The 25,700-nt window shown below is 37.7% G+C and carries 28 protein-coding genes and 1 tRNA gene; 13 read left to right on the forward strand and 16 right to left on the reverse strand.

Going from position 1 to position 25,700, the window contains the following annotated elements:
* Positions 1–117 precede the first annotated feature (117 nt).
* The 16 genes from JOC36_RS07210 to JOC36_RS07285 all read right to left on the reverse strand — a co-directional run bounded on the left by JOC36_RS07210 (position 118) and on the right by JOC36_RS07285 (position 14,532).
* Positions 118–573 (reverse strand): hypothetical protein, encoded by a 456-nt coding sequence (locus tag JOC36_RS07210; RefSeq protein ID WP_205145823.1) that lies wholly within the window; start codon positions 571–573, stop codon positions 118–120.
* A gap of 16 nt (positions 574–589) precedes the next feature.
* Positions 590–1,456: an aggregation-promoting factor C-terminal-like domain-containing protein gene (locus JOC36_RS07215; RefSeq protein WP_205145824.1), complete on the reverse strand. Its 867-nt coding sequence runs from the start codon at positions 1,454–1,456 to the stop codon at positions 590–592.
* A complete protein-coding gene (locus JOC36_RS07220) occupies positions 1,449–2,600 on the reverse strand; it encodes a hypothetical protein (protein ID WP_205145825.1) in 1,152 nt (383 codons plus the stop codon). Before JOC36_RS07220 ends, JOC36_RS07215 begins: the two co-directional genes overlap by 8 nt.
* Before the next feature lie 16 nt (positions 2,601–2,616).
* Positions 2,617–3,651 carry a hypothetical protein gene (locus JOC36_RS07225; protein ID WP_205145826.1) on the reverse strand — a complete coding sequence of 345 codons (1,035 nt, stop codon included), beginning with the start codon at positions 3,649–3,651 and terminating at the stop codon, positions 2,617–2,619.
* Between the two features lie 143 nt (positions 3,652–3,794).
* Positions 3,795–4,079, reverse strand: a complete 285-nt coding sequence (locus JOC36_RS07230; protein ID WP_205145827.1) for a hypothetical protein — start codon at positions 4,077–4,079, stop codon at positions 3,795–3,797.
* Positions 4,080–4,129: 50 nt separating this feature from the next.
* On the reverse strand, positions 4,130–4,543 hold the full coding sequence (locus JOC36_RS07235; RefSeq protein WP_205145828.1) for a hypothetical protein: 414 nt from the start codon (positions 4,541–4,543) through the stop codon (positions 4,130–4,132).
* An 11-nt stretch (positions 4,544–4,554) separates the two neighbouring features.
* A complete protein-coding gene (locus JOC36_RS07240; RefSeq protein ID WP_205145829.1) occupies positions 4,555–4,950 on the reverse strand; it encodes a hypothetical protein in 396 nt (131 codons plus the stop codon).
* Positions 4,951–5,418: 468 nt separating this feature from the next.
* Positions 5,419–5,688: a hypothetical protein gene (locus tag JOC36_RS07245; protein ID WP_205145830.1), complete on the reverse strand. Its 270-nt coding sequence runs from the start codon at positions 5,686–5,688 to the stop codon at positions 5,419–5,421.
* Between the two features lie 5 nt (positions 5,689–5,693).
* Entirely contained in the window at positions 5,694–6,038 is a 345-nt protein-coding gene (locus JOC36_RS07250; protein WP_205145831.1) for a hypothetical protein, read from the reverse strand.
* Between the two features lie 69 nt (positions 6,039–6,107).
* Positions 6,108–9,053 carry a type IV secretory system conjugative DNA transfer family protein gene (locus JOC36_RS07255; protein WP_205145832.1) on the reverse strand — a complete coding sequence of 982 codons (2,946 nt, stop codon included), beginning with the start codon at positions 9,051–9,053 and terminating at the stop codon, positions 6,108–6,110.
* Between the two features lie 91 nt (positions 9,054–9,144).
* Positions 9,145–9,474 carry a hypothetical protein gene (locus tag JOC36_RS07260; protein ID WP_205145833.1) on the reverse strand — a complete coding sequence of 110 codons (330 nt, stop codon included), beginning with the start codon at positions 9,472–9,474 and terminating at the stop codon, positions 9,145–9,147.
* A gap of 49 nt (positions 9,475–9,523) precedes the next feature.
* Entirely contained in the window at positions 9,524–10,591 is a 1,068-nt protein-coding gene (locus tag JOC36_RS07265) for a ParM/StbA family protein (RefSeq protein ID WP_205145834.1), read from the reverse strand.
* 193 nt (positions 10,592–10,784) lie between these two features.
* Positions 10,785–11,417: a hypothetical protein gene (locus JOC36_RS07270; RefSeq protein WP_205145835.1), complete on the reverse strand. Its 633-nt coding sequence runs from the start codon at positions 11,415–11,417 to the stop codon at positions 10,785–10,787.
* Positions 11,418–12,321: 904 nt separating this feature from the next.
* A complete protein-coding gene (locus tag JOC36_RS07275) occupies positions 12,322–13,329 on the reverse strand; it encodes a hypothetical protein (protein ID WP_205145836.1) in 1,008 nt (335 codons plus the stop codon).
* A complete protein-coding gene (locus JOC36_RS07280) occupies positions 13,313–13,870 on the reverse strand; it encodes a hypothetical protein (RefSeq protein WP_205145837.1) in 558 nt (185 codons plus the stop codon). Before JOC36_RS07280 ends, JOC36_RS07275 begins: the two co-directional genes overlap by 17 nt.
* 2 nt (positions 13,871–13,872) lie before the next feature.
* A complete protein-coding gene (locus JOC36_RS07285) occupies positions 13,873–14,532 on the reverse strand; it encodes a hypothetical protein (RefSeq protein ID WP_205145838.1) in 660 nt (219 codons plus the stop codon).
* Positions 14,533–14,801: 269 nt separating this feature from the next.
* On the opposite strand from JOC36_RS07285, the gene JOC36_RS07290 reads away from it, so the two are divergent.
* From JOC36_RS07290 to JOC36_RS07350, 13 genes are all read left to right on the forward strand, one after another.
* Positions 14,802–15,257: a hypothetical protein gene (locus JOC36_RS07290; protein ID WP_205145839.1), complete on the forward strand. Its 456-nt coding sequence runs from the start codon at positions 14,802–14,804 to the stop codon at positions 15,255–15,257.
* Positions 15,241–15,696 carry a DUF6568 family protein gene (locus JOC36_RS07295; protein ID WP_205145840.1) on the forward strand — a complete coding sequence of 152 codons (456 nt, stop codon included), beginning with the start codon at positions 15,241–15,243 and terminating at the stop codon, positions 15,694–15,696. The genes JOC36_RS07290 and JOC36_RS07295 overlap by 17 nt, the downstream gene beginning before the upstream one ends.
* Before the next feature lie 41 nt (positions 15,697–15,737).
* A complete protein-coding gene (locus tag JOC36_RS07300) occupies positions 15,738–17,873 on the forward strand; it encodes a transglycosylase domain-containing protein (RefSeq protein WP_205145841.1) in 2,136 nt (711 codons plus the stop codon).
* A complete protein-coding gene (locus tag JOC36_RS07305) occupies positions 17,863–19,053 on the forward strand; it encodes a hypothetical protein (protein ID WP_205145842.1) in 1,191 nt (396 codons plus the stop codon). The genes JOC36_RS07300 and JOC36_RS07305 overlap by 11 nt, the downstream gene beginning before the upstream one ends.
* Positions 19,054–19,135: 82 nt before the next feature.
* A complete protein-coding gene (locus JOC36_RS07310; RefSeq protein WP_205145843.1) occupies positions 19,136–19,411 on the forward strand; it encodes a hypothetical protein in 276 nt (91 codons plus the stop codon).
* A 29-nt stretch (positions 19,412–19,440) separates the two neighbouring features.
* Complete coding sequence (locus JOC36_RS07315) at positions 19,441–19,830, forward strand: hypothetical protein (RefSeq protein WP_205145844.1); 390 nt, start codon at positions 19,441–19,443, stop codon at positions 19,828–19,830.
* A gap of 19 nt (positions 19,831–19,849) precedes the next feature.
* Complete coding sequence (locus JOC36_RS07320) at positions 19,850–20,170, forward strand: hypothetical protein (protein WP_205145845.1); 321 nt, start codon at positions 19,850–19,852, stop codon at positions 20,168–20,170.
* Positions 20,171–20,240: 70 nt separating this feature from the next.
* A complete protein-coding gene (locus JOC36_RS07325) occupies positions 20,241–20,672 on the forward strand; it encodes a hypothetical protein (protein ID WP_205145846.1) in 432 nt (143 codons plus the stop codon).
* Between the two features lie 198 nt (positions 20,673–20,870).
* Positions 20,871–22,850 (forward strand): KxYKxGKxW signal peptide domain-containing protein, encoded by a 1,980-nt coding sequence (locus JOC36_RS07330; RefSeq protein WP_205145847.1) that lies wholly within the window; start codon positions 20,871–20,873, stop codon positions 22,848–22,850.
* Positions 22,851–23,251: 401 nt separating this feature from the next.
* Positions 23,252–23,325: transfer RNA gene (locus tag JOC36_RS07335), tRNA-Ile, on the forward strand.
* 578 nt (positions 23,326–23,903) lie between these two features.
* Positions 23,904–24,272: a hypothetical protein gene (locus JOC36_RS07340; protein ID WP_205145848.1), complete on the forward strand. Its 369-nt coding sequence runs from the start codon at positions 23,904–23,906 to the stop codon at positions 24,270–24,272.
* A gap of 43 nt (positions 24,273–24,315) precedes the next feature.
* Positions 24,316–25,326, forward strand: coding sequence for a hypothetical protein (locus JOC36_RS07345; RefSeq protein WP_205145849.1), 1,011 nt, complete (start codon positions 24,316–24,318; stop codon positions 25,324–25,326).
* Between the two features lie 41 nt (positions 25,327–25,367).
* Complete coding sequence (locus JOC36_RS07350) at positions 25,368–25,694, forward strand: hypothetical protein (protein WP_205145850.1); 327 nt, start codon at positions 25,368–25,370, stop codon at positions 25,692–25,694.
* The last annotated feature ends 6 nt before the right edge of the window (positions 25,695–25,700 follow it).

The following is a 25,700-nucleotide window of genomic DNA, read 5'->3' on the forward strand; positions in this document are numbered from 1 at the left end:
GCCTTTTTATTTAAAACGGGAATGTAAGAATTATAAAAGCAATGACAATGAGCATCACGATCAGGATACCCAAAGTTGCTTGTAAGAAAAACGATATAGGGTCTATACGCCACATAATTAATGTACCACCATGTTAAATATTCCGTAACAGATTGTACCCAACACACCGACAACAGCGCTTAGAGCGACTAATATAGACAATCCAGAGACATGCTTTAGGGTTGCTGCCGCTTGCTTGCTGAATGATTTTACTTTGATAAAGTCTAGTAGTTCTATCTTCAAGAATGATTGTATGAATTCTAGAGGTGCGTAAATAAAAATAACTGCTACCAAGATACATCCGGCCAGTATTGATATTAACTGTGCTGGATGGAATGAAAAGATACCGCTCAAAATGATTAGAAGTACATTCAGACCGATAACCAGAAAAGGAATCTTCTGTACTAATTTTTTGAATTTAGGGTCATTATCATCTGTGCTTACGGTATCTAGGTTTAAAGATACTCCGGTACGACTGTACACAAAGCACAAGAACGCAATGATGAATGCCCCTATCCACAAGAAGTCTATCATGTCATTGTCTCCTAAATTAGTACCAATTATGGCTGTTCCAGAACTCTAGTGCCTTTTTGTATGTTCCGTATCGCCCTGCTACATATTTGTCCATTGCTATCGATTGTAGACGCTTGTTTCCCTTAACTTGGTCCCAAGTTTTTCCAATCAAGACAGGATAGTAATTACGGTCTAATTGTCCTAAACCAACATACTGTCCATTTTCAGCGTATGGATTAAATGTACTTTCTCGGTGGATGATTTCGTTTTTGAATGATGCTTCATCCCCAGTAACAGTTGAAATATCAGAATTGTCATCTAGATCATTGTTGTTAGTGACCAAAGTCTTAGTCAGAGTAGAAGATGCAACTGGTGCACTCTCTGTACGTTTAGCCTCCTGGTTAAAGACAGGAACATCAGCATATTCATCTGCAGCCTTAGCACGTTGCTTAGACTTTGGAATCCAAGAACCAATTTTATCCTTTGATTCATCCTTGTTGCTGCCTTTAGAGACGGTAGCTTTCTTACTTTTAGAAGTAGAGCTGTCAGACTTACTGTCGTCATCAACGATTTTAGAAGGCGTTGTACCATTCTTTTCTGAGATTTTGATAAGTTGGTCGTTTTGCTTTTTTGCCACTGCCTGTGGATCCACATCAATGTCATGGTGCTTCACTTCCGTACGGTCAACCACTTCAATGGTCTTTTTCTTGTCTGTCTTCTTTTGCTTAGACTCTTTAGGTTTAGACGACATCATTTGCTCTGCGTAAGCAATTGAATCCGGGACCCAAGAGACAGCATTAGTCGTGTATGCTGTAGCGCCAATCGTCGTTGTAAAAGCTAACGCAACTAAGGCAATTTTTTTGTTATTTCGTTGTCTTTTTACGTTGACTTGTTTTTTAGTCATAAAAATTCTCCATAGTAACTTCCTTTACGCCATCCTTCTTAGTAGGCACGAAAGGAAAAATTTCAACAAAGCTTTTAGGCAAGCCAGCTTCTTCTTGCTCAGATTTGACAAGAGACATAATCATTACCAGGACACTAACGTTCTTAGCTTCATCCCCATGCTTGTGTGTAGGGCTGAATAAAATGTCGTACAGCTGGAACAAATCTTCAGTGTTTTGAACAACGAAGACTGGCTTAATGGGATATTCCCGCTTCATGAGATTAGCGTCAGTGGCTAATTCGGGGATGTACAATGTATCAGCGCGATTAAGGACTAATTCGCAATAGTCGTCAATGATGTTTCGTAAATCGTTGGGCTGATTAGATGGCAAATAAGGATAGAAAATATAGTTCATATCACCCTGCCCTTTTAAGTCCAGGCGCATCTGTAGTGGTGAATAAACGCCGTTAATCTTCTTCCCTACACCAATTGAATTGAACATATTGTGGACTGCTTTGAACGGCTTGGTTACATTGATAGCTTGATATATGTCTAAAGCCATCCAGTATTGCAGGTGCACAATTTCAGGCAATTTGTAGAAGTTGTTTGGTGACATGAACTGATAGTAGTTCCGTTTACCGAACTGAACTTCCAAATATTTATACCCGGCATCTGAAAGCGTATAGAAGTAAATAGTTGATGGTGTACCATCCGGCAGAATGCGGACGTGTGACCATCGTTGTGTAAGCCCTAAGACGTACAGCTTTCTAATACTATTTGTCCACTTCTTACCGGCGGTAGTATTTTCATAAGCAATGGCCGGGTCAGATTTAGTACTGCCTTTATTAGTACCGTATAGATCAGGATGCGTTTGTACTTCTCTCAATAAATGCAGATGTTGTACAGACTTAAACCGACCAATGAACTTTAGTAGGTTCTGTTCATAGTCGCTAACCTTTGGCCCCAGGTCTAAGAGTTCATCTGTACTTGAATAGCGCCGTAGTAAACGTTCTGTTTGAAGAACAGTTTTATCCTTAAGCTTGTAGATGCGTTTGACTGTGAAACCACCGGCGTTGAGATATCCTAATTCTTCATCATACTTACGATAACTAAATAGAACAGGCACTCCCATGTTGTCGGACATGTAAGAAATTTTCTGAGTCATAACACGCCCCTATTGTTTAGAACTTATCTAATTGCTGGTTTACGAAGTCGACGTATGAAACAGCATCAGATTTTGAAGTTTGCTTCTTAATAATGAAGTTTCCTAGTAACGCTCCACCACGGCCATGGAAAAGGTTTTTAATAGTTCCATAAACTGGTGTAACGTTCTTTGCGTCTTCCTTTGTATACCAACGTTGTGCATTTCCACGTGGACGAATGAATACAGATGGTGCCACTTCAACTAACATGATTTCTTCTTGAGATTTACTCTTGAAAAGATGCAAATAACCAACAACGGGTTGGTCATCTTCTTCTGCTTGCTTCACAAATGTTTCTGGGTTGATTGCGTCCATCGCAGCGTTTGATCCAAAGACCTTGATTGAGCCGTTTTCAATAGAGACCTCGCTGAATTGAATTGGATACTCAGAACGGATGAATGCCATTGTTTGTAGGTCATAATGTCCATTGAAGTTAAACGGCACAACCTTATTTGCAAGCAAAGTAAACAAATACCCATCGTAGTTCATGCGAATGAACGTAGTAGAACGACCACTTGGTTGTGTATTAACAATGGTGTCGACTAAATAACTGTTACGAATTTGGTTACGTACTGATTCATTTTGCTCAAGTTCCTTTGACATGTAAGCCCAGAAGTCACCATCGGGACCATTAGCATCCCCGTATACTAAACTACCGTAGACTTCCGTCATTTTAAATTTAAGTGGCAACCCAATTAAACTCTCTAAGTCTGCTGGACGTTCGTCAGACATGTCAGTTTCGGGGATGGTCACCTTAATGTGTCCTGACTTAGGCAATTTGATAGATACGACAACCCCTTTCATCGTACCGCCCCGGTCATTCTTAAACCGATGATCATAAATAAAATCAGTTACTTCGCCCGTTAAAACGGTTCCCTCTTCAATGGCCTTATCAAGTTCTGGCTCATTGAAATACTCATTGAGTAGCTTGATAATATCTACTCCAAATTTTGGACTATCAGTGGCTGGTTTTTCTCTAAACTTTGGCATAGCTTCCTTATCCTCTTTTAACATTGTCATACCTCTCAAAATTTAATATGTAATTAGCATAACCTTATATTAGCTTCTGTTGTTAAAAGAAAAAAAGCAAGTGGCACATAAAGATGTACTACTTGCTTTTTAGGGAATAAAACTATTAGATTTTCTGAACACACGAATTAGCGCCGTGAATGCTTCTTCTTTGGTTGAACACCATGGATGTTGACACGCCACAAGATGAAAACTAGTCCAGCGGCAGTTGCTAGTGATGCTAGTCCAGTCGTCCATAAGTATCGTGGTGATGAATCCATTGGTAGAAGAAATGCTTGTTCATACCAGAAGAAACCGAATACCAAGAAAATAAGTACTGAGACTTTCTTGAAATTCTTCTTATCACGGAAGAAATTCAAAATACGGTTAAAGAATGAGCCATTACGCTTCTTCTTATTATTCTTTTTAGCCATTGTTAGATTGCTCCTTTCAAATTATATGTGTATACGATTAATAGGTGGTATTACTTCATCCTCACAATACGTTTTGGTTCATGCTCACTGATAACGCCATTTTGTTCTAAACGACCATAATGCATATTTTCAGCCAGGCTTTCGTTGGCACTTTTTAGTGCTAATGTTTGTGGTCCGTTATAGACAATGTTCCCTTGGGAATCCCGTTCGCAATCAAGAACTGTCTTATAAAGAGCGTAAATCACAAATACTAAAAGTATTATGATGGGGACGAAGGCAATAACACCACCCACAAAAGCCCGACAGGCTTGGTAGATAGATGGCACGAAAAGCATGAGTAGTAGGCCGGTTCCTATAATTGCAGCGACCTGCTGCTTTGTGAACAGCAACCACACTTCACGATTTCGGCCAGAATATGGTGGGACAGCTGCAATTTCATAATTTCGGTCATCATTATTTGCCATAGTACCTTACCCTAGTGTATTAGTACGTTGGTGACCAATTGATTAATCACAGTTGGATTAAACATTGCTGTTGCTGATCCGGCCTGGGCTGTATTTGCAAATAACATCGCGATATTTCGACAGTTATGACAAATAATAACACCTAAGAATAGATATAAGAATTGTGGCCCGATTTGTGCCATTGAACGCGCATCCCCAAACATGTTGGCAATGATCATACGAATACCAAGAAGTGCAATACCCCAAACGACCAATGCACCAATTACGGGCATTAGTTCATCGATGGGACCAAGCAAAGCCTTGGCAAGAGAACCACCATTGAATGATGCGTTACCACCGGTACCATCAGCAATTGATGCCATGGTGAAAAGATTTGATGGCATTGAGTTTACCAATGAAGAAAACATTTTCCTTCCTCCTAAAAATTGAAATTGACGATATATCGCCTAAAGTAATTTTCTATGATTGGAAGAGAAAAAAGGCACAATGAAAAAAAGCCCCAAAATTACAGATGATACGTGTAAAAAACGATGGTTTTACATTTAGGTTAGATAAATATTGATTCAGTGAGCGCCCAGTTCAATCAAAAATGACGTAATTATACGGCTAAACACCTATATAATAGTGTTTATAAAGCGTTTTATGTACCCCTGATTTGCTGTGCGCTAATTTGAAAAAAACGACCATATTCCATTTGGAAATAGGCCGTTTTTATCTAATATATATGATGATTTAAAATATATCGATTAAATTATTGCGTCAGAATATTGATATAACGCGATTGAGCATCTTACTTAGGACAACTACTTGTGTTTTGCGCACTTATTTGAATAAGTGATAAAAATGTGTGTGTAACGATAAGCCGCAAACCCAGTTTAGAACTGGCTTAGATAGTTATTAGGTAGTTGATAGTAATATTCTAAATCTTCGTTAGTATAATCTGACTCTCGTAAGTACGTTAAGAGTTCCATGTTTACTGATCCATCAGTGTAGATAAGAGGCTTGTCTTCCCAGTTACGGGCAGTCAGGAACTTTTTAAGTGGTTGCTTACGTTCAAAGTTAGCTGAGATAAAACGTCGTTGAAATTCCTCTGTCGATAATAACTTGTTAAATGACTCTGACAGAGCGCTTACTTCGATACCCATGAAACTTAGGCTTCCTCGTCTTCTTCGTCTTCTTCGTCTTCTTCGTCCGTTGGAACTAAGTATGACTTTAGATCATCTACAAAACTCACGTCAGGTAAAATTTCATAAACCATATGTGCCTTTGGATTTTCATCATCTGGACCGACGAAAGTTGCTCGAACTAAGCCATCTCGTAATGGAAAGAAAACGTCGTATGCATTAACTGCGTCTTCCATAGAAATTTTGTTGGATTCAATATAGTCTTGGAAGTTTCTTAGGACTAATTCTTTCATAAGTTCTGGGCTAAGTATTCGATTAGCATTGATACCTAAGGCTTTCCGAATCTCGATTGGGTTGTTGCGTTTTGACATATTATGTCTCCTTTTTCTTGATAATAATATTATACATAAATAATCGTGCGCTATTTTTTATTTTTCTCATCACCATTTTACTTGTCCGTCATCATCATCGATTGTTCCGATGTTTTCCCAATCGTCGGTTGAATGGTCATATTTATCCTGGGCTAATAAGTTACGTGGGTCCATCGCTAATGATTCATCATCCATTTCCGTTTCATCAGGAACTGGCATTGAATTGATATCGTCGTCTGTTAATTCGCCATATGCAGGGGCTGCAGTTAGCAAATCTTTTAGCGCGTCTTCTGCCCTAATTGCATTTTTGTCTAATTCTGGTTCTTCAGGACGTGGCTTTGAATTCGGTTGGGATGTCGCTTTCTTTGATGTCTTTGACTTACGCTTAGTTGACTTCTTTCCCTTAGCTGAGGTCGTGTCTGTCTCGTTAGCGTTTGCTAATTTCCTTTTCAAGTCTTCAGGCATGCTATCTTCAGCTTTTTGGTCTTTAACCTTTGTTGGATTCTTAATCTTGGCTTTGCTTGTCTCAGAAGGCTTAATTGAATAATTGTCTATGATAGTTGGAACAAAGTTAACGGTTTTATCGCTCTTCAGCAGATAGTCGGCGATCATCTGTGATGGTCCGAAATCCACGTTCACAGACCGATTTGATTCTTCCTTGAAATATTCAAATGCCTTTGCATCAAATGATTCAGGGTTTGAGATGTCTAGTCTATTCTCGGTATCCACTCCATCTAGGTTACGTTGCTTGACTAGCTCGAACAGATTTGACCGTTCTGTTAACGGATAGCGCACTGCAATAGTATTGCTTTCAAGTGATGCTAATTTAGAAGGTGTGATATTAGGCACGTGCTCATCAACACTGACCATTGAAGATTGACGGTTAGACTCATTAGTCATGATAAAGTCATCTCCCCAACTAGAAAGCTTCTCAGTGAACTCCACATGCTCGCCAAAGATATCAGATATCATCTTTGCGTTTTCTGGGGATGTATCCCCATACGAAATTCTTGTTCGACAAGCAGTGACCAGGTTTTCGTATTCTTCTTTATCAAAGCGTGAAATGATTTGACTGGGTGCCTGGAACGCAAGATGTAACGCAATTCCGAACTTACGCACCTGTGTTGGTGTTTTGGCCAAGTTACTCGTCATGTAACTGGCCACCTCATCCATGTAAACCGCTGCGGTTGGCGACACGTTTGCATCACGACGGTGCATACCTTCAATAAGGTAGTCCTGGACAATCTTACCGAATGCACTAGAGTTAGCCTCCCCTAATCCAGAGTGATCAAGGTTGAATAGAACGATACCACCATGCTTGAAGACCTTATCAATATCAATAAATTGTGATTCTTGCATTAGTACGTTACGTAACCTCTCATTAGCAACAACAAACGTCATTTTATTCACTAAACCTTGAATGTTATTTAGGTTCATATCAAATCGCTTCTGGGTGCTTTCGTAACCTCGTTCCGTATGCATGTCTGGAACTCTCACTCCTGGCTGGATTTCAACGGTCATTTTTGGGAAAGAGCTGTATAGCCATTTGCTGGTCTGGTCGATAACCTCTAACTCAGTTGATAAACGCTTTAATGTGATGCGTTGTTCCTCGGTTTGGTCATCTTCTGAGTCTGGGTACTCAATTTTAATTTTTCGGTAGTACTTTTTCGACTGTTTTTCATATTCAATGAACATGTCAATGTCACGATCACGAATCGCCGTGTTTTGGTACATATCGATTAACTCTTTTAACGTGGCTTTAGTTCCCCGCATTGCATTGGCACCAATACATACCTGAATCATACGCGTTAAGTGAGCATCTTCTGATTGAGAGAAGAACTGATTTGTACTACCTTCATCAGCACTAAGGGATTGGAACAGTCCTAACACCTTACCGATGATTTGAGATGTATCACCAGTGAATAAGTCTAGAGACGGCGTGAACGGGTCTTTCGGGTTCACGTAAAAGATTAAACTCTCGGGGATGCCCTTCTCCCTAGCTAATTCATAAACGGTGTTTGTAAGGTCTTCTGTGGGATCAACTACGACGATGCTATTTAGATAAGTCGCTGATACATCACGACTGTAGAAATTGTCGTATTGAGATATTTCTTGATAGTCACGTATAAACTCGATTAGCTTATCAATGTCTTGCTTAATCATAGGCTTGAAAATAGTTCTTGTTTTACCCGTACCTGGTGGCCCAAAAATAATTGTACCCAGTGTTCTAACAGGTTGGTCCAACCATAGTTCTGATTCATGATTATCAATCGTGTAACCTAGAAGCGAATTAGCTTTGTGCTTTGAAGGTGTGCCGTTTAACGTGTATTCGAGGCGTCCGTCTTTGTAATACATCGTTTCTAAGGCATTGTTGAACTCATCTGGGTACATTGACTGGGAAATAAATGCTCCATGAAAAGTTGTCATAGATATTGAAATACCTATTATCACTAGCCCTATTTTCGTTAAGATGAATGGCCCAGTTACATTTGACATGAGGCTTTGTGATGTGGCGAAATGATGTAGAATTGGTGCAAAAAATGATAGCAAGATGGTACATAAGTAAACAGCGAACTCAAATTTCAAGTATAGAGAATAACGGTCAAGTGCCTCTAACAGGATTTGCATCCTGGAACGGTCAAATGAGAGTTCCTCTCCGTTAAAGATAACGGCATGCTGACGTGATATTAGCTTGATTAGGTAGTTTATGTTGTATGCACTTAAAGATAACATGACGAACTCAAAGGCACTTAACAAAAGGGCTAAGGTAAGTGGCCTGTCAATTGGTAATACAACTAAAGCGACTAAAACAGCAGCTGCTGTGTAGAAAAAACGTAATATAGTTTGGATTGGCTGTTGCAACTCTTCAATTGCAGCATCTAAGTCTAGCTCGTTTAGTTTGCTGGTTGCCGTGTCATCTATGTTTTTCCCTACGCGACCATACCACAGCTTTTTAAAGCCGGTAGTCGCCATAGTTAGATTTTTATTTTCCTTAGTAGAGCTTTTAATTTTCATGAGGTCCCTCCATAGGTATTAGTATAGAGAAGAAATTAAAATCTTTATGTAAATCAAAAAACGCTCTGTGCCTAACGACACAAAGCGTTTTTTAAACTATTTTTCCGGCTATTGAACCCAAATCTAAATCTTTGACATTTACTGTGGATTTTTTGCTTTTGGGTGTTGTTTCTTTTTCTTCGGTAACGGTTGATGACTGACCAGACATGCTATCAGCAAGTATTTTCGATACCATATCTTCAATGCTAGATTTATTAGGCATGCCTTCTTTAGACTCTTTGATAATTGCTTTAATCGCATTATTAAAAGTTACACCATTAGCATCGCTATATTCTTGGACATATTGTAGTAAATCAGCCTCGTCATCATAGATACGGAAATGAACATCCTTGAGAACTTCACCATCTCTTTTAGCTGGCATAATTGCTCCTTAATATATTTGATATATCTTGATGAACTGAAACTTTAAACTATTTCATTGATTGTGCTTTGACGAAACCAATTGCATTTGCCATGTCACCATCAGGAACGATTTCACCAAATCCAAACATTCCTTTCAAATCTTCTGGATCAAAGATTTGCGCAGTTCCACCAGAGAAGAAAATATTATCAATGGCGTCCATATCTGCGACAGTGTTTTGAATTTTATTCTTTAGAATTGTCAAAGTTTCTTGTAGAACTTCGTTCAATTCATCTGTGAAGTCGATGGTTTGGTTACGTGAGACTTTATATGAACGTTCCCCTTTCTTGATTTGGCTTTCAAGTTCGTCGATATCCACTTTAACTTGTTGGTTCTTTGCAATTAATTGTGCTAGTTTTCGGTAAATTGTATCTGATCCATTCCAATAGATGCTTGAAAGATCTGGTAGTGCTCGGAATTGGTCAAAAGTATTGATGATGATTGTTCCCCCACCCATGTCTACCCAAACTGTACGTTGAGTTAGGATTTCAGGGTTAATGACATTGCCGTCAAAATCAATTAGTTCATGAATCGGTGCACCTAGTCCTTGTTGTAGGACTTGTAATTTTGTGACTTTGAATTGAAGTACCTTATCATCAATTTCGACACTGTGAGCATTCTTATAGATAGACTTAATTAAATCACTGTCTGAATATTTATCATAATCGTCATCTGGCAAGCCAATAGAAAGACTAATGTTTACAGGTTCATCAGCAAAGCCAGCTTGTAGGACACCTTCTGCTAAGGCGAACTTTGAAAGTAGTTTGTATTCATCCATTTCATAACGATTTGACTTAGCTATAGATTGCAAGATGCCATCGTCTTTGTGAAATTGTGTTAATGATTCGCCCCAAATATAACCGTTGTTATCATTGGTAAGTTGAAATTTACGTGTTGTTGGTAAGTCAGAATTATTCATTAGTGATCCAAAAGTACTCTCACCTACCAAATTAGCGGGTAATAAAGCTGATGGATAAACAATATTAATTGGTTTCTTCACACCTTCTTGTTCAGGTATGTAGATTTTCGTTTGTCGATTCCCTAAGTCGATTCCCATTTTTAATGTATTAGCAGCCATTTATTCGTCCTCCGAATTTTTTTGTCATTTATGAATTGTTTGGTACCAAAAGTTCTAATGATTTAGTTTATTTGGTACCAAATAATACTTATATGGTACCAAATAAACTACAAGGGGTCAATTATTATTCATATTCGGTACCAAATATCTAGCTTATGGTACCAAATAGAATGAAATTAAGAAAACAAGTAAGTTATTTGGTACCAAATAACTTACTGAAGAACCCTTTTTGCTTTGAATTAACTTCTGTCTCTAATTGTTGATCCTTTTCCTTAACCTCTTGGTCCTTTTCCCTCACTGTAGTTTCTAATTCTAGATTCTTCTGTTTAACAGAAGTTATCTCTTTTTGAGACTCAGCACGTAATGCTTGTTCCCTTTTGAGGTTTTCTTGTTCCTCACTTAAGCGTTTATCAGAGCGTTCAATATGCTGACGTGCCACATTTACTTGACTGCGCAAGTCTTCAATGTGTTCTTCCTTAGAACTTGTCATCTCCTCTTGGTGCTTGAGTTGAGTAGTTAGGTTTTCTATCTCATGTTTTTTAGACTCTAATTGTTTTTGTAATTCTAGAATTTCGTCAGCTTTGCTATCGACGTTTGACTCCTTTGCGTCTGTTCTGTCTTGCACCTTTTTGATGTAGGTAGCATCTTTTTCTAAGTAATATTCAGCAAGCTTATCGAATGTTGATTGAGGATATACAAATCCACGACCATCCGCTGAGATTTTTTCGTCTTCTTGATCAAGTGTTTTCAGTATATTGATAATTGCCGTTCGTGATTTATCGAACTCTTCTTCAAAGTCTTTTATTCGGTATGTTTTTTCTTCCATTTGACGTCTCCTATCATATGATTAATCTAGTCGCTATTGATTATACCATCTTTATACTATGGCACCAGTGTTTAATAGCTATTTAGCACTATGTTAGTTGTAAAAAAGCAACTAAATATAAACCATCATGGTTGAAAAACGTGTTTATTATAATTGTTTTGTTTTTGAACGACAGCTGTAGTTGCCTAAGAATCTATATTAGGCGTGAATATAACTATAAGTGTTATTAACATTATAAGTATAGGTATAACTTGATTACAAACCTTGAATTATTCAGCGTTTCCATGAAAGTTGAAATGTCTAACATGGATATATTATAAACTATAATAATCAAACTATAGTTATTTGTTTCGATTTGGTCACGAAATAAGCTTGTTGTAAGAGTGTTAGTTGTAGCTATTGATAGTTGTTGATTCAGTAGACACTCTATTTAGCCCGATGCAATAGTTAAATAAGCAACTAGTGTAGCTTTATTGATAATTATTATAGACAAACTGACAATAGTAGAAGTATTTCAATTTAGTCTAGATAAGACTTTTACAATGCAATTGGACTCAACTAATAGTCGTAAAATGAAACTAGCATGGATGATATTAGTATGTTACCTAGTTATAAAATAGGTTAATATCCAATGGATTGGCCATGGTGCTATTAGGGTGGCGGGGGGTGTTAACAAGAATTCTATACAATTTAGTATCTATAATGGACGTTACCGTGATTAATGTAGCTATCATTACTGACTAGCGTAGATGACTGCTTTGCTGGCAACGCCTTGGTAGCGAACGAAACAAATAGGGTGGGGTGTCTGTGATGTTTAAAGTAGTCATAATTGTAACTGTCTTAGTGACATATAGACATATAAAGTGAAGGCAAAATAAAAAGCGCCTTTCGGCACTATTGTAGATTAATTAAAAGATAGAGTTGTTTGAAAGCTGGTGTTTGCATGGTTGATAAATTCAAATGCCATATTCTGAGCCACGGGTTCATTGTTATTCCAGCGGTCGTTGTGTGTCAAAGTGTGTCGTATCTTTCGCTTGATGATTCTTTCTGAACTGTTAGGGCTAAATTTGGATAGATCATCAATGATTTCACTGATATATGAATACTGACTGTTCTGCAAATTGTCATAAATATCAATGACTTCATTGTGCAACGTTTGAAGTATCAAAGCTAAAGTAGCGTTGTCACATTTTGTTTCTGGATCACGACTATATTGGTTACAAAATCTAACTAATGTTTCGTTTAATACAATTAAACTGATGCGGCTTTCAGTTAGGAAAGTGGGGGTGCGAGAAAGAGAATAGAAACGTTGCTGGAAATTTGATAGTTGTGAATAATCCCAATAATCAAGGTTTGCTGATTTTTGAGAATCGACTTCATCAAACTTGAAACCAATTAAGACGTCTGAATTAGTGACTACCCAGCGAACGCTGTGCTGCGTTAGTAAGTATTCGATATATGGGAAGTCATAGGCTTGAACGGTTTGAAGGTCATCGGGCAATTTTTCGGTATCTGGAATCCGTTCACCAACTTTTGCAATTTTAAAATTTGAATTTGGGCTTAATGATGATTCGTGTCTTTTAAGACAATCAAGAATATATGTATTTAAGCACAACATTTTTTGATATAAAGGGTTTTCAATTGGTTCTTTTGGATCAATACAAAGACGTTTCTTTGTTGTGTAGCCAACCATAAAAACTTCGTGATGATCATTGAAAACCCGTGAAGGCGTATCAACATAATTAACAAGTACTTTTTTGAATGACTTAGATTCGTCAACAAAATCGCTATTGTTTTGATTACCTAATAGGTTCTTTATAACGATGGGGTGGTAGCAAATAAATAGATAATCTAGAAACCAGATTTTTGGAACGCCGCTTCCGAGTGTTTTTGTGTCATGCGCTGAGGTCATTGCAGTAGTTCTCCTTTAATTTATTAAGTTCAAAGTCAAGGAACCAATCTTCTAAAGAGGCTTCTTTGGCAAGAGATTGAATTAGTAGTAGGGCGACTAAAGTAAATTGAGTAGGGGTGATAATATCTTTTGCTCTGTAACTTATGTTTCCTCTTTTGTATTCAAGCAAAAGGTTGAATGATTTTCTCTTAGTTGTTTTCTTAGCGACTTCAGGCAGCTCAGATTTAAACAAGTCATACATAGGAACATTGGCAAATAAGTTGAGGTCAATGTGATTGTTATTCATCGACATGGTTAATGCTTGTTGAATAATTTCTGAATTAATAGTTGTCGATGAATGAAGAACGTGTTGAAACAATGAATCAACCATATTTTCAATGATTACCATTGAACCGCGATATGCGATAGACGGTTCCTTATCTTGACTGACTGTAATAGCTAAGAAGTGAGTGACGCCGACTGATCTACTAGGTAACTCATAAAATTCAGAAGGTTGTTCTAAAAGTTCTGTAACAAAGAACCTTTTAATTTTTCTAGCCATGCTTAGTAACTCCTTGTTGATTCACGGATAGATTCATTGAAACTATTGTTAATCGTGTTGACGAGCTTATAAGAACGTGCAAAAGCCTCATTAATTTCTTCTTGAGTAGAGGGGTTTAAGTAAACCTCTTCATTTTCACCAACGTTATCCGGCTTGAGTTGTGTAGCGATAAAGCTTAGTGAATCTTCAAGCAGTGTAAAACTATTTAACAATGACTTCTTTAACACGATTGACGTAGGTTTGTTCAGTTTTGTCGTCTTGCGGACAACAACTGCTTCCGTAACAACAAGAGATTGATTTGGGCTTCCTGCTACAGGCGCCGGCAGCGCATATGCGTTGAGAATTTCTTGATAAGTGAACTTTCTGAACTGAACCCAGTCTATGAATAAGAATATAAAAATAATGCCTAGAAGTATTAATAAGACGCCCTCAGCCAGAGAAGTGACGAGGCTATTAGATTTGGCTGAAAAAACTATAAATGTAGCAACTAGTAAAGTTGAAAATGAAAGTAATACGTTTCTCAGCTTGTCGTTTAATGCTTTCTTTTCATTTGGATTAGCTTTCTGGACAATCTGTTGATGTATGGATGTCCGTTTTGGGTGTTTCGACATGTCGGAATTTGCTCTTTTTTGAGCTTTTCTGAACCGCTTAGATTTGACCATGTAATATTCTCCCTAAATTCTTTATGGTGTAAGTGAGATAAATTCAACCGTATTATTATAAACATGAAATTATTTCCATTTAAAGTTATTTTAATTAAAACGTTGTAACAGGCGTAAAAAAATAGCAGTTTATTTGAATAAAATTGCGCTCGACTAAAAAACACCTAAATTTTAGAGTTAATTTGTAGATATTGGGTTACCAAAAATAAAAATTAGCGCACGGCTATATAGTGTACAATAATTAATATATGTTGTAAAAGGAGATTTTTATGAAGTTATACGAGTTAATTGATGAGTTAAAGAAAGCAGTGGTGTCTGAACCAGACGCTGATTTTGTTAATTTATTTGTTAATAAGAAAAATAATTTAGAAATGGGTTCAACTAGATACTTGGGGCCAAGCGAAATTAATGGCACTGTTTATGAAATATTCTTTCAGTGGTATCGAATGGATCATACTGTTCCAACACTAGCCAACGAAGAAAGCTTCTTTGAAAAGTCGGCTGATATTTTAGATGCTTTACAAAAAAACGTATTAAAGGACCCAAGTGCTGGACAACGTGAAGTATTGTTGGGCGTAGCTAAGAAGTCGTTAGAGGACCATGACAATAATGAGCCCTTACGTGATTCAGATGTCATCAAGTATGTACCTGTTTTAGGCATTTCAAGAACAGTAAACGATGATCCAATTAATGGCATGAGGTATATGCATGACTTCCAAATTTAGAAACGTAGGGAAAACGTTAGTTATATTGTTGTTCATTGTTGTTCTGGGGGTAGTATCAGCAATTGTGTATTCTGCTACAAGCAGTGGTATTAAAACCCAAATGACATTTACGCAAAACCCTAGTCGTGTTATTGAAACTAGGGACAAGGCAAATAAAGAAACAGTAATTGTATTTTTGAATCCAACGTGTGGTCATTGCCAGGATGCATATCCAAAAATTGTGAAGGCTGCAGGAAGTCAACGAACTAAAGCGCAAAATATTGCCACAGTTTATGTGAACGCAAAGGATGATAAAAACAAGAGTCTTTTAAAGAAATATGATGTTAATAACACACCAACGTTAATTCAAGATGTCGGTGGGAATGTGTCAGTACCCATCTCATTAGTAAAATACGGTGAGATAGACAATGATGTTATTAAAAATGTTTATCGACAGTAGATGGGAGGCGCGGTGTTTAGATAGGGCATTGCGAGTCTAAGATGGCTAAGAAAAAAGTTCACGTAGTTAAGAAAAAACCAGTATATAAGAGTGTTTGGTTCTATTTGATTGTGGTAGTGATAGCAGCTGCATTGGGAATTCTGTATATCTTGTGGGGAGCACCACAGGTTAGTCAAAAGCAGTTGCGTAACTTACCACAGATTACCACGCAAATTTATGACGATAATAATAAGGAAATTTATAATTCTTCTCAGGCGAAAAATGATTATGTTAAATATGACGACATCCCCAAGAGCTACATTGATGCAGTTACTGCTATAGAAGATAAGAATTTCTTCCATGAAAAAGGATTCTCAGTAAAGGGAATTCTAAATGCATTTAAAACGACCTTTGAATCTAAAGTGTTAGGGAGAGGGGTCCAAGTTGGTGGTTCGGGAATCACACAACAGTTAGTGAAACTATCATTGTTCTCAACTGATGCATCTGATCGGACGTTAAAACGTAAGTTGCAAGAAATTTGGATATCAGTTCAAGTAGATTCTATCTATTCTAAGGAACGACAATTAGAGTGGTATATCAATAAAGTTTATGAAGGTTATGGCCGATATGGCGCACAGACAATTTCGAGATTCTATTATGGAAGGAATTTGAATAAGTTGTCTGTGGATCAGCAAGCGCTGGTTGCTGGTTTGGGCCAATCGCCAAGTGTCTATAACGTCTATCAAAATCCTGAGGCAGTAAAAAAGCGTCGAAACTTGGTCTTAGCAGCTATGCAATCGACCGGAGCGATTAATAAGCAACAATATCAACAATCTGTGCAACAGCCGGTTAACCATGGAGTGGTACCAATCGAAAAGCATGAACGGCCAGCAAATGTGCGAAAGATTGATGATGTTGTTTCAAATGCGCTACAGGAGGCCGAAGAGGCAGGATATAAGCCAAGAACAGAAAGCTTGAAGATTTATACATCTTTGAATACAAAAGCCCAGAATGTTCTGTATGGGCAAATAAATGACAACCCTAACTTTGCAGGTACTGATAAAGCATTACAAGGAGCCGCTACATTAGTTAATGTGAAGAATGGAGAGATACAAGCGCAAGTGGGTGGACGAAACAAACAAGTTGATTTTGGTCTAAATCGTGCAACGCAAGAAACTAGGTCATCTGGTTCATCAATCAAACCATTACTTGATTATGGACCAGTGATAGAGAAGTATGGATGGCATAGTCAGCACGTGTTAAATGATTCGCCATATAAGTATGAAGGAACTAACATTCAGATTTACAACTATGATCGTCGTTATCGTGGCAGTGTCACGATGCGTAAGGCCCTGGTTAATTCTTTGAACGTGCCAGCTGTTAAAGCGTTTGAGGCAGCGGGAGCAAGATACGCTTCTAACTTTGTACGTGCACTTGGCATCGATTTAAAGAATCCTGATGATGGCTCAACTATTGCTACAATATCGCAAGCATTGGGTACTGAAACATCAACACAAGCAATGGCAGGTGCATATGCTGCTGTTTCAAATGGTGGTATGTATAATCCGCCACACTTGTTACGCAAAGTTGTTTCAAATTCAGGTACAAGAACACGTGAGAATAAAGCGTTGCGTGTTATGAGTGAAGGTACAGCCTATACGCTGGTCGATATGCTTAAGGGTGTTCCTTCAAGCAATGGAACAGCAAAGGGTGCGATGATTAAAGGTATGCCTCAGGCTGGTAAAACTGGTTTGAATCAATTTGATGCTAGTGAAAAGAAACCCGCACGTGCGGTTAAGGATTCATGGTATGCAGGATTTACGCCTAATCAAGTATTAGTCACGTGGATGGGATTTGATGAAACAGCTAAGGCTACTCATTACTTGTCGCCACGCATTTTACCTAGTGGGGCTTCAGAAGAAGACTTACCACAGTATGTATATAAAGACACAATGAAGAGGATTACTAATAAAAAGAACGATTGGAAAAAGCCAAACGATGCATATGGAACATCAGGAGGTCAAATTGGCCCGGTTGTTCAAACACAAAAGTACAAACAACCTAGTTCAAGACCAGGGGATGCAAACCTAAATCGGGATGTTGATAATCTCTTGAATCAGAAAAAGATGTTTGTTGGCGGGACGCTAGATCCAAATTATTCAAAATCAGACATTGAGAGGTATCATAATGCGAACTAAAAAAAAGCATATCGTGATGCTGGCCTTGGTTTTTTTGGTGGTGATAGTCGTCTTATTATATTGGCGTTCTTATAGTCTAAATAAACAAGGAGCAGAGAATGTCTCAGTCAAGAATGGTGTCATGTCTTCTCAGAGTAATGCTTATCTCAAATATGAACAGATGGATACTAAATTCAAAAAGGCAACCGATGTTTCAAAGATGGTTCCTGATGACGAAGATATTTCAAAGATGAATGAATTGAAGGACAACATGCATCCTAATGAGGCAGCGCTTATTCAAGATGGCTTAGACGCCTATAAGCAAGAACGGGTTGTCTTGAAGAATTACAACGCATTGTTGGATAACGATGGTAAGTCAGCGACAGGACGACAAGGTGGTAATACTACTAAGCTGAAAAAGTCGGTGACGCCGGCAAAGATATATCAATTTAACGATACTTTCGCTGGAACAATTCACTCAATTCTTTTAGATAACCCATCTGATCCATTTGCATTAAAGATGGATGAATTGATGGTTCAATTAGGACAAGATTCAGATACGATTTTATCTGGCTTCTCAAAGCTAATTGGTAAAGATGGAGAAGTAAAAAGACAAAATGTGAATGGCCAAACCGGTTACGTACTGCAAGCGTCAGATTTACTATTTCCACCAACGTTGAATAGTGTGATGAACAGCTTTTCTTCTTTGCATTATCAATGGGGATGCCTTGATGTGATTAAGTCAGGAGAGTCTAACCTAACCAAATTATCAGAAGGCCATAAAGATAAAATGGAATCTGATTCAAAGAAATATCTAAAGCAAATTGAGGAAGAGGCTAAGAGAGAATCAAAGCGTCGGGCGTCTGAACAGAGCAAACGTGATGAGGAATCACGTAAGGCATCGATGGAAGATGAAGAATCACGACGCAAAGAGATGGAAGAATCATTTAAGAGAGATTCTGAACGTGTAAGTCGTAGCTTTGAACAAAATGTTGAAGAGTCACGGACAGATGAAAGTGAAACATTGCCAAGTCGTGTAGAGGGAAACGTGGAGTCAAATCAAGTTCGGCCTGAAGCTAATAGTTCTTCAAGTTCGGTAAATAGCACAAATTCTTCATTAAGGAATGATGTGAACAATGGACGTGAGGCCTCATCCGATGATAATAGACATGCGGGACGAAATGAGGAATTATCTAATTAATTAAAACGTGCCGAATAAGGGGTTTCATTCGGCAGGAAAGTGAGGGATAATAGAGAAGAAGAAATAAATTGGAGATTCAAATATGCAAATTCAATATTCAAAACGGGCCAAGAAAGACTTGAAGAAGATGAAGTCAGGGCACAACAATCAGATTTATCACAAAACGATGCACTTGCTGCGATTGCTTGAAGATGGTGCTACGGATTCAATCGGCGATTTAGAAAAGATTTGCTATCGTCGTATGCCGTGCTTAAGCGTTCGTTTAAACAAGAAAGACAGACTAATCTATTCAATTGCAGGATCAAGTATTAGGGTTGAATCTTTTTTAGGACACGAAACAAACTTCCAGGTTAAATAATAGTCAGTTAATAAAAAGGAGAATTATAAATGGTTAAAGATAATAAAATTGCATTGAATCAAACGACAAAGCAAAGTTGGCGTGATGCTGAAAAAGAACTTAGTTATGAATACGTACATCAGTTTGATTATCGCAATCCATCAACTGAAAAGTTTGTATGGATGGCCGAGGCCTTAGACTTCTTTGAGTCTGAACTTGAAAACATTCTACTACATGGGAACCAGGCTCAAGTAATGGTTCCTGCTACGGTTGATAGGGATGAAACTGGGAACGTATATAAAGCGACATTACAAGCTTTAGTTGAAGATGCTTTTGAAAGTTCACATCGCGGACCAATTCCAATTGGTTTGGAAGAGCGCCCAGAGGCATTCCGAATTTATCAAGTGATGAAACTGGCGATTAAAGATATTACCGAATAGTAGAACGTAAGGAATAAATATGCTGAATCCGTATAAAGAATACACACTCTCAATTGGTGTTGATGGTGAATCACTCAAACCTTTTTGGGCTAGTAACGATGGCTTTGCTACTGAGCTAAAAGCTAAGGAAATGCTGATGGACTATGGGGCCGATGGAAGTGCCATTAATGAAGTAGAGGGATTAGCACAAAAGCTAGTCGTTCTTTCTGATTATGATACAGGTAGTTGGATTGTTAGGAAAAGTATCGAATTTACTAGTGCCAAAGGGCAAGATGTCACGCTCGACATTGTTTATGGTGATACGAATTCTTTAGATGTTAATCATCAGTTTGGATTGTAGCGCTGAAAGTAGGAAAAAAGTGTATCAAATATTAATAAGTGTATTTCTGTTCATAGTAGCGCTGTGTATTGTGCTTCTGTTTGAAGATTTAAAGAAGTTGATGAACCTATGGCACATGGGTGATGATGACTGGACTAAGTCATATACTAATTACCAAACGGTACTGACGGCATTGGAGATTTTGCCGATTGCCTTGTTCGCATGGATGATTTTGAAAAACCTAAATATGATTGATTTGATGAGTTTTGTTTGGTTAGTCGAAAAATTGGCAATGGCCATAATCATCACATCATGGATTGTGAATCGTTCAATGGTAGTTAGAAACAAACAGATTAGTAAGAATAAAGTTGATTGGATTATCCTATTGGGATTTGTTGGTTTCTTTTGCGCGGGTTGGTTCCGAAACATCTTTACGATGCTTTTGCCTATCCTGCCGTTGCTCGTAATTGTGTGGATTAGTAAGGGGGAAATAGTGCCACGCCTAAAGCAAACAAAGAAGTGATGCAGTTAGTTGGGGAGGTATTTGACCAATGCTGACATTACAAGAGGATTAGAGGAGGTATAAAAATTGGTTAGTTTACGGACTAACCTTTTTTTATACCGTTTAACATAATATAATGAAATTTGGTCTATATTAGCTGTGTATATCTAGTCGAATCCGTTTAGATATACGCTGGATTATTTTAAGGAGTATACGGAAATGGGAAGTAAGCAAAGAGTTAAGTTATATAAAAGTGGTAAGGTATGGGTTAGTGCTCTTGTTGCCTCATCATTTTTGATGATGGGTGGCGTAGCGAATGCGGATGATGTAGATACGTCTACAACGACACCAGAGGCAGCACAAACAGTTAGCGAAGATGAGAACACACCTCAATCTACATCAACTAGCAAGACAGTTGAAACCGGTGTATCAGCCTCACAACAAAACGCTAATTCTGTTAGTGAATCAGTAAGTCAAAATCAAAGCAGTCAATCTGCAAGCAATAGTCAACTAAACAGCTCTTCAGCTAGTGAAGTTAACTCATCTAATGGTAGTCAAAGTGTTACTAGTCAAGTTGAATCAAACAGTATCAAGCAAAGCACAAAAGCATCTGCAAGCGCCGGTGCTTCAAAGCTTACTAACTCTCAAAGTGAAGTATCTTCAACAAGTGCAACTTCACAACAAAGTCAAGTATCATCAAAGACAAATACTAATACTAAGGCAACGTCTGAAGTGAAAAATGGTTGGAGCAATGGCAAGTATTACAAGAACGGAATCATGGTTACTGGTTCACAAAAAATTGGGAACCAATATTATTATTTCGATGCTAATGGAAATGCACACAAGGGATTACGTTCATATGCAGACGCTAATGGGAAACTTCATTTAGAATTCTATAACAGCGACTTCACACGTGCTCAAAACAAGCGTATTTTTGCTGACAACCACTATTATTACTTTGATCAGAATGGTCAAGCGATTATCGGTTTGCGTCGATACAAGGATGCTAACAGTAAGCAATATCTAGAATTCTATAGTTCTAACTTTGCTGGTGCCCGTAACAAGCGCATCAAGACCAATGATCATTATTATTACTTTGATCAGAACGGCTTGGCCATCACTGGTTTACGTCAATATAAAGATGCCAACGGCAAGCTACATTTAGAATTTTATAGTTCTAACTTTGCCGGTGCTCGTAATAAGCGCATCAAAACAGCTAACCACTACTATTTCTTCAATAAGAATGGTAAGGCCATCAATGGTGTACGTAAGTTTAAGGATTCAAAGGGTAAGCAACACTTAGAGTTCTATAGTTCAAACTTTGCTGGCGCCCGTAACAAGCGTGTTAAGACGAACGGTCATTACTACTACTTGAACAACACAGGACAAGCGATTACTGGCTTCCGTGGTTATAAAGATGCCAAGGGTAAGAACCAACTTGAATTCTATAGCTCAAACTTTGCTGGAGCGCGTAATAAGAGCATCCTCCAAAAAGGGAGCTACTACTTCTTTAATAAGTATGGCCATGCCATCACAGGTAAGCGTTACTATAAGAACACGATGGAATTTTACCAAAGTAACTTTAAGCGTCTAACAAATGCTTGGAAGACATTGAGCAATACGCGTTATCATTTCAATAACAAGGGCCGTGTTGATCAAGCATTGTTGAACTACACATACTACTCACAATTGAACCAAGGTGCCCCACAAGGTTGTGAAGGCGCGTCAATGCAAATTGCATTGTCACATAAGAATCGTGCCGTCCCAGGCTTGCCAAGCATCTATCGCAAGGTGCCAGTTGGTTATGGTGTTAACCCTGGTAAGGGATTCTACGGTAACCCATTTGGACACGGTAGTCGTTATACAGAAACTATTTTTGCTAATCCATTAGCAAAAGCATTTAAAAACATGGGAGCCGCTGACATCACGGGTGCTGGTACTTCACAGATTATTAAGGAGCTAACACGCTCTAATGCTGTTGTAACCTGGGCAGACTATTACTGGCGTTTGTCAGGCCAACATGCTTTCCACGTTATGACAATTGTTGGATACCGTCCTGGTCAATTTTTGATTGCTGATCCATACGCAACAGGTAAGCGGACAATGTGGGTATCACAAAGTACTTGGGCCTACGTTAACAAGAACACAAAGGCACTTGGTTGGAACACACCAAAGTCTATGAACATGGTTATTCGTTAATTAAAGAAGTCACCGTTAAATACGGTGGCTTTTTTTCGTGCGCTAATTTTTATTTTTGTGAAATTAAATTGCGCTCACATAACCAAAACGATAGAATGGGTATATTGATTAATAATCAATATAACATCGTTGGTGGGCTATAAAATGGCGTTTGTGATCAAAACAGATACGGATAAGTATTACGCAAAAATATGTACTGGGAGTAAATTCGTCGTCAATTTAAAAAGGAATACACCGACTTATTACGACAATCAAGATACAGCGTTATCTGAGCTGTCTGTAATTAAATCAATTAATGATTGTGTATTGAATCAGACTAATTGTTCAGAAGACTTTGTTGATCTAGACAAGGTCCAAGTAATTGAGACAAGGTAATTTAAGATTATCGCTATTACTAGGTTGTTCCTTTAGCTCAGTTGGTTAGAGCAGACAGCTCATAACTGTCCGGTCGCTGGTTCAAGTCCAGCAGGGAACATAACAATAAACTCACCGCCTTCTGTATACATGAGACATCATTGGTGACATGTCCAAGTTTACCTTCTGAATAGCCACAGAGGGGTTTAGCGGACATGAACATCAACCGCATTGAATGCGGTTGTACTACAACTAAAAATGGATTATAAGAAGAATTCTTCATGATTCTATATCGTGGATATGTCGAAAATAGATACAGTCATTAATAATTTTTCTTTTTTCTGGTTCGATTCCAGGTAGTTGTGTAAAAACAGAACAACACAAACATTCAGCCGTTTATGTTGTTTGGTAGCCAAGTTTTTTAATTTTTTAGGCTACAAATACTAGGACGAAACTAGTATTGTCTTTTGTCTTACTGGGTTGTACATCACTACTACAACCCCAGTTTTGCCTTTATTGCCGATGGGGTAAAACTTACTGGTTTATTTAGGGTTTAGTCGATTTCTTCTATGGATCAATAAGTTAGGGGTTCGATACCTCTTAAGGGCATTGCATAGAAATTAATTCTAGGCATGAACAATAGGTAGAGCTGTAACTGTCACGGTTAGGGTTCTACCTTTTTATATGGAGAGATGAAAAATGGGAATCAAGATATTTTTAATTGGATATATTTTAGTATTAGCAATTATGACAGCTAATATTCCAAAACTTAAAACGTCTAAACTAGACTACATTTGGATGTGTCTGGCCATGATTGGTGCGGTGATTGTAATCTTCTTAGAATGTGTACGACCAGACTGGTTGAATACACATGATTTGGTTGGGATGGTTATTATAAGCGCAATATATCTTGTGATCACTTGCATTCAACTCTATCGCTACAATGTGATGGAAAAGCGTGCGAATAAGCTATCGTTGATACAAGAGACGAAAGACGCATTAGAGAGCGAATTTAAAAGCATAAAGATAGATTGGCGTCCAAAGGCAAAAAGGTATGGTCGTTATTAATGCATGATAATTATTTTCTATTTTGAAAAGGTGGAACAAAAATATGAATACAATCTGGATTAAAATCGGTTTAACCATTGCAGTATATGTGACACTGTCATTGCTTGTAATGGGTGCAATTATCTATTTCTTCAAAAAAGATAAAAAACATGTAAAAGTTATTACTAACCTTCAGTTCACTATTGGAGTCGTTCTATATTTAATTTTCTCTGCCTGTCCGGTCTTGTTTCTGAATTTTCAGGTTGTGTCAAATAATGTAACTATTCAGCTTAGGTATAGTTTAATTATTGATTTAATACCACTCATAATTTTGATTGTATTTGTGAAAGCTGCAAAGTACTTTATTCCTAATTTAGAGATAGAAATACAGCCCAGTTGGGTGCTGCTAATGTTTTTTGCAATTGCATTCAGTTTACTGACGATTGATTCTGGGATGGATATATGGCAGCAGAAACAAAAACAGCAGTCGAACGAACAGAATGGATCAACTTTAAAAGATGTCACAAAGCTTATCAGAGTTTCAATTGAAGGTAACGAAAGTGCAGAGAAAGTTGGCACGATTCCAGGTGTCCCTGCTCATAAAGTTTGGATATATAAAACTTATCAAAGTAGGAAGTATATTGAATTGGATGATGGAACCCTTCTTAGAAGGAACGGGGATACAACAGATAAAAATAATGTAGATGTTACAAAACAATATGAAGTTGCACCACGTAGTACATATTATGCCTACAAAGTGACGCTTAATGGTCAATTATCGTCAAAGGATGAAAAAAGTTTGAATGGAAAAAAGTTCACAGAATCAAGAATTTTATTAGCTGATCGAAATTTTAGACCCAAGAAGTCAGCAGTTAAATCTAATACAATCGTACACGATTATAAAATTTCAGAAATTGCGTATGAGGATAGCTTATCATTCGCACGTGCTGATATAGAAAATCATTTAATTTCAAGTGAAGGTCAGATTAAGCCAATTCATAAAGAAATCATCCCTGGTTACGATTTATATGGAACGAACAAAATCGTTGATATGAAGAGTTGGAGGGAAGATTGATAATAGAAATTCTTAAAGCTTGCATTTGAAGGAGGCGTGAAATGGATTTAAATTTTGAGGATTTAATTTATGCTTTATTACAACCGATGATCATTATGTGGCCCATTATTTTATATTTAGTAATATATTTCGCTTTTTTTTATCCGTCTAGGAACATATTGAGAAAATATGATGGCGCGATTGAATCGTTGGAAAATAAAAAGATGGGTCAGGGTAATTTAGCTCTTGATAAGAAGAAACAGCAACTCAATACGTTACGCCGTAACCGTAAATTGGTGTTCTATTTCGTGGCTATTATTTCAGCGATACTTGCGTTTGTAGCTACATTCGTTATTTACAATTATGTTCATACTATCTGGGGTATATAACCCTGG

This window comes from Weissella uvarum, from assembly GCF_016908785.1.
Classification (GTDB): Bacteria; Bacillota; Bacilli; order Lactobacillales; family Lactobacillaceae; genus Weissella; species Weissella uvarum.

What these genes read in the sequence shown, in the direction of transcription:
- JOC36_RS07225 (WP_205145826.1), bottom strand. Translation starts at nt 3,651, where the DNA reads ATGTTAAAAGAGGATAAGGAAGCTATGCCAAAGTTTAGAGAAAAACCA.
- JOC36_RS07300 (WP_205145841.1), top strand. Translation starts at nt 15,738, where the DNA reads ATGGCTAAGAAAAAAGTTCACGTAGTTAAGAAAAAACCAGTATATAAG.
- JOC36_RS07275 (WP_205145836.1), bottom strand. Translation starts at nt 13,329, where the DNA reads ATGACCTCAGCGCATGACACAAAAACACTCGGAAGCGGCGTTCCAAAA.
- JOC36_RS07220 (WP_205145825.1), bottom strand. Translation starts at nt 2,600, where the DNA reads ATGACTCAGAAAATTTCTTACATGTCCGACAACATGGGAGTGCCTGTT.
- JOC36_RS07280 (WP_205145837.1), bottom strand. Translation starts at nt 13,870, where the DNA reads ATGGCTAGAAAAATTAAAAGGTTCTTTGTTACAGAACTTTTAGAACAA.
- JOC36_RS07285 (WP_205145838.1), bottom strand. Translation starts at nt 14,532, where the DNA reads ATGGTCAAATCTAAGCGGTTCAGAAAAGCTCAAAAAAGAGCAAATTCC.
- JOC36_RS07315 (WP_205145844.1), top strand. Translation starts at nt 19,441, where the DNA reads ATGGTTAAAGATAATAAAATTGCATTGAATCAAACGACAAAGCAAAGT.
- JOC36_RS07295 (WP_205145840.1), top strand. Translation starts at nt 15,241, where the DNA reads ATGACTTCCAAATTTAGAAACGTAGGGAAAACGTTAGTTATATTGTTG.
- JOC36_RS07330 (WP_205145847.1), top strand. Translation starts at nt 20,871, where the DNA reads ATGGGAAGTAAGCAAAGAGTTAAGTTATATAAAAGTGGTAAGGTATGG.
- JOC36_RS07245 (WP_205145830.1), bottom strand. Translation starts at nt 5,688, where the DNA reads ATGGGTATCGAAGTAAGCGCTCTGTCAGAGTCATTTAACAAGTTATTA.
- JOC36_RS07350 (WP_205145850.1), top strand. Translation starts at nt 25,368, where the DNA reads ATGGATTTAAATTTTGAGGATTTAATTTATGCTTTATTACAACCGATG.
- JOC36_RS07305 (WP_205145842.1), top strand. Translation starts at nt 17,863, where the DNA reads ATGCGAACTAAAAAAAAGCATATCGTGATGCTGGCCTTGGTTTTTTTG.
- JOC36_RS07345 (WP_205145849.1), top strand. Translation starts at nt 24,316, where the DNA reads ATGAATACAATCTGGATTAAAATCGGTTTAACCATTGCAGTATATGTG.
- JOC36_RS07235 (WP_205145828.1), bottom strand. Translation starts at nt 4,543, where the DNA reads ATGGCAAATAATGATGACCGAAATTATGAAATTGCAGCTGTCCCACCA.
- JOC36_RS07250 (WP_205145831.1), bottom strand. Translation starts at nt 6,038, where the DNA reads ATGTCAAAACGCAACAACCCAATCGAGATTCGGAAAGCCTTAGGTATC.
- JOC36_RS07320 (WP_205145845.1), top strand. Translation starts at nt 19,850, where the DNA reads ATGCTGAATCCGTATAAAGAATACACACTCTCAATTGGTGTTGATGGT.
- JOC36_RS07310 (WP_205145843.1), top strand. Translation starts at nt 19,136, where the DNA reads ATGCAAATTCAATATTCAAAACGGGCCAAGAAAGACTTGAAGAAGATG.
- JOC36_RS07210 (WP_205145823.1), bottom strand. Translation starts at nt 573, where the DNA reads ATGATAGACTTCTTGTGGATAGGGGCATTCATCATTGCGTTCTTGTGC.
- JOC36_RS07290 (WP_205145839.1), top strand. Translation starts at nt 14,802, where the DNA reads ATGAAGTTATACGAGTTAATTGATGAGTTAAAGAAAGCAGTGGTGTCT.
- JOC36_RS07255 (WP_205145832.1), bottom strand. Translation starts at nt 9,053, where the DNA reads ATGAAAATTAAAAGCTCTACTAAGGAAAATAAAAATCTAACTATGGCG.
- JOC36_RS07260 (WP_205145833.1), bottom strand. Translation starts at nt 9,474, where the DNA reads ATGCCAGCTAAAAGAGATGGTGAAGTTCTCAAGGATGTTCATTTCCGT.
- JOC36_RS07265 (WP_205145834.1), bottom strand. Translation starts at nt 10,591, where the DNA reads ATGGCTGCTAATACATTAAAAATGGGAATCGACTTAGGGAATCGACAA.
- JOC36_RS07240 (WP_205145829.1), bottom strand. Translation starts at nt 4,950, where the DNA reads ATGTTTTCTTCATTGGTAAACTCAATGCCATCAAATCTTTTCACCATG.
- JOC36_RS07270 (WP_205145835.1), bottom strand. Translation starts at nt 11,417, where the DNA reads ATGGAAGAAAAAACATACCGAATAAAAGACTTTGAAGAAGAGTTCGAT.
- JOC36_RS07340 (WP_205145848.1), top strand. Translation starts at nt 23,904, where the DNA reads ATGGGAATCAAGATATTTTTAATTGGATATATTTTAGTATTAGCAATT.
- JOC36_RS07230 (WP_205145827.1), bottom strand. Translation starts at nt 4,079, where the DNA reads ATGGCTAAAAAGAATAATAAGAAGAAGCGTAATGGCTCATTCTTTAAC.
- JOC36_RS07215 (WP_205145824.1), bottom strand. Translation starts at nt 1,456, where the DNA reads ATGACTAAAAAACAAGTCAACGTAAAAAGACAACGAAATAACAAAAAA.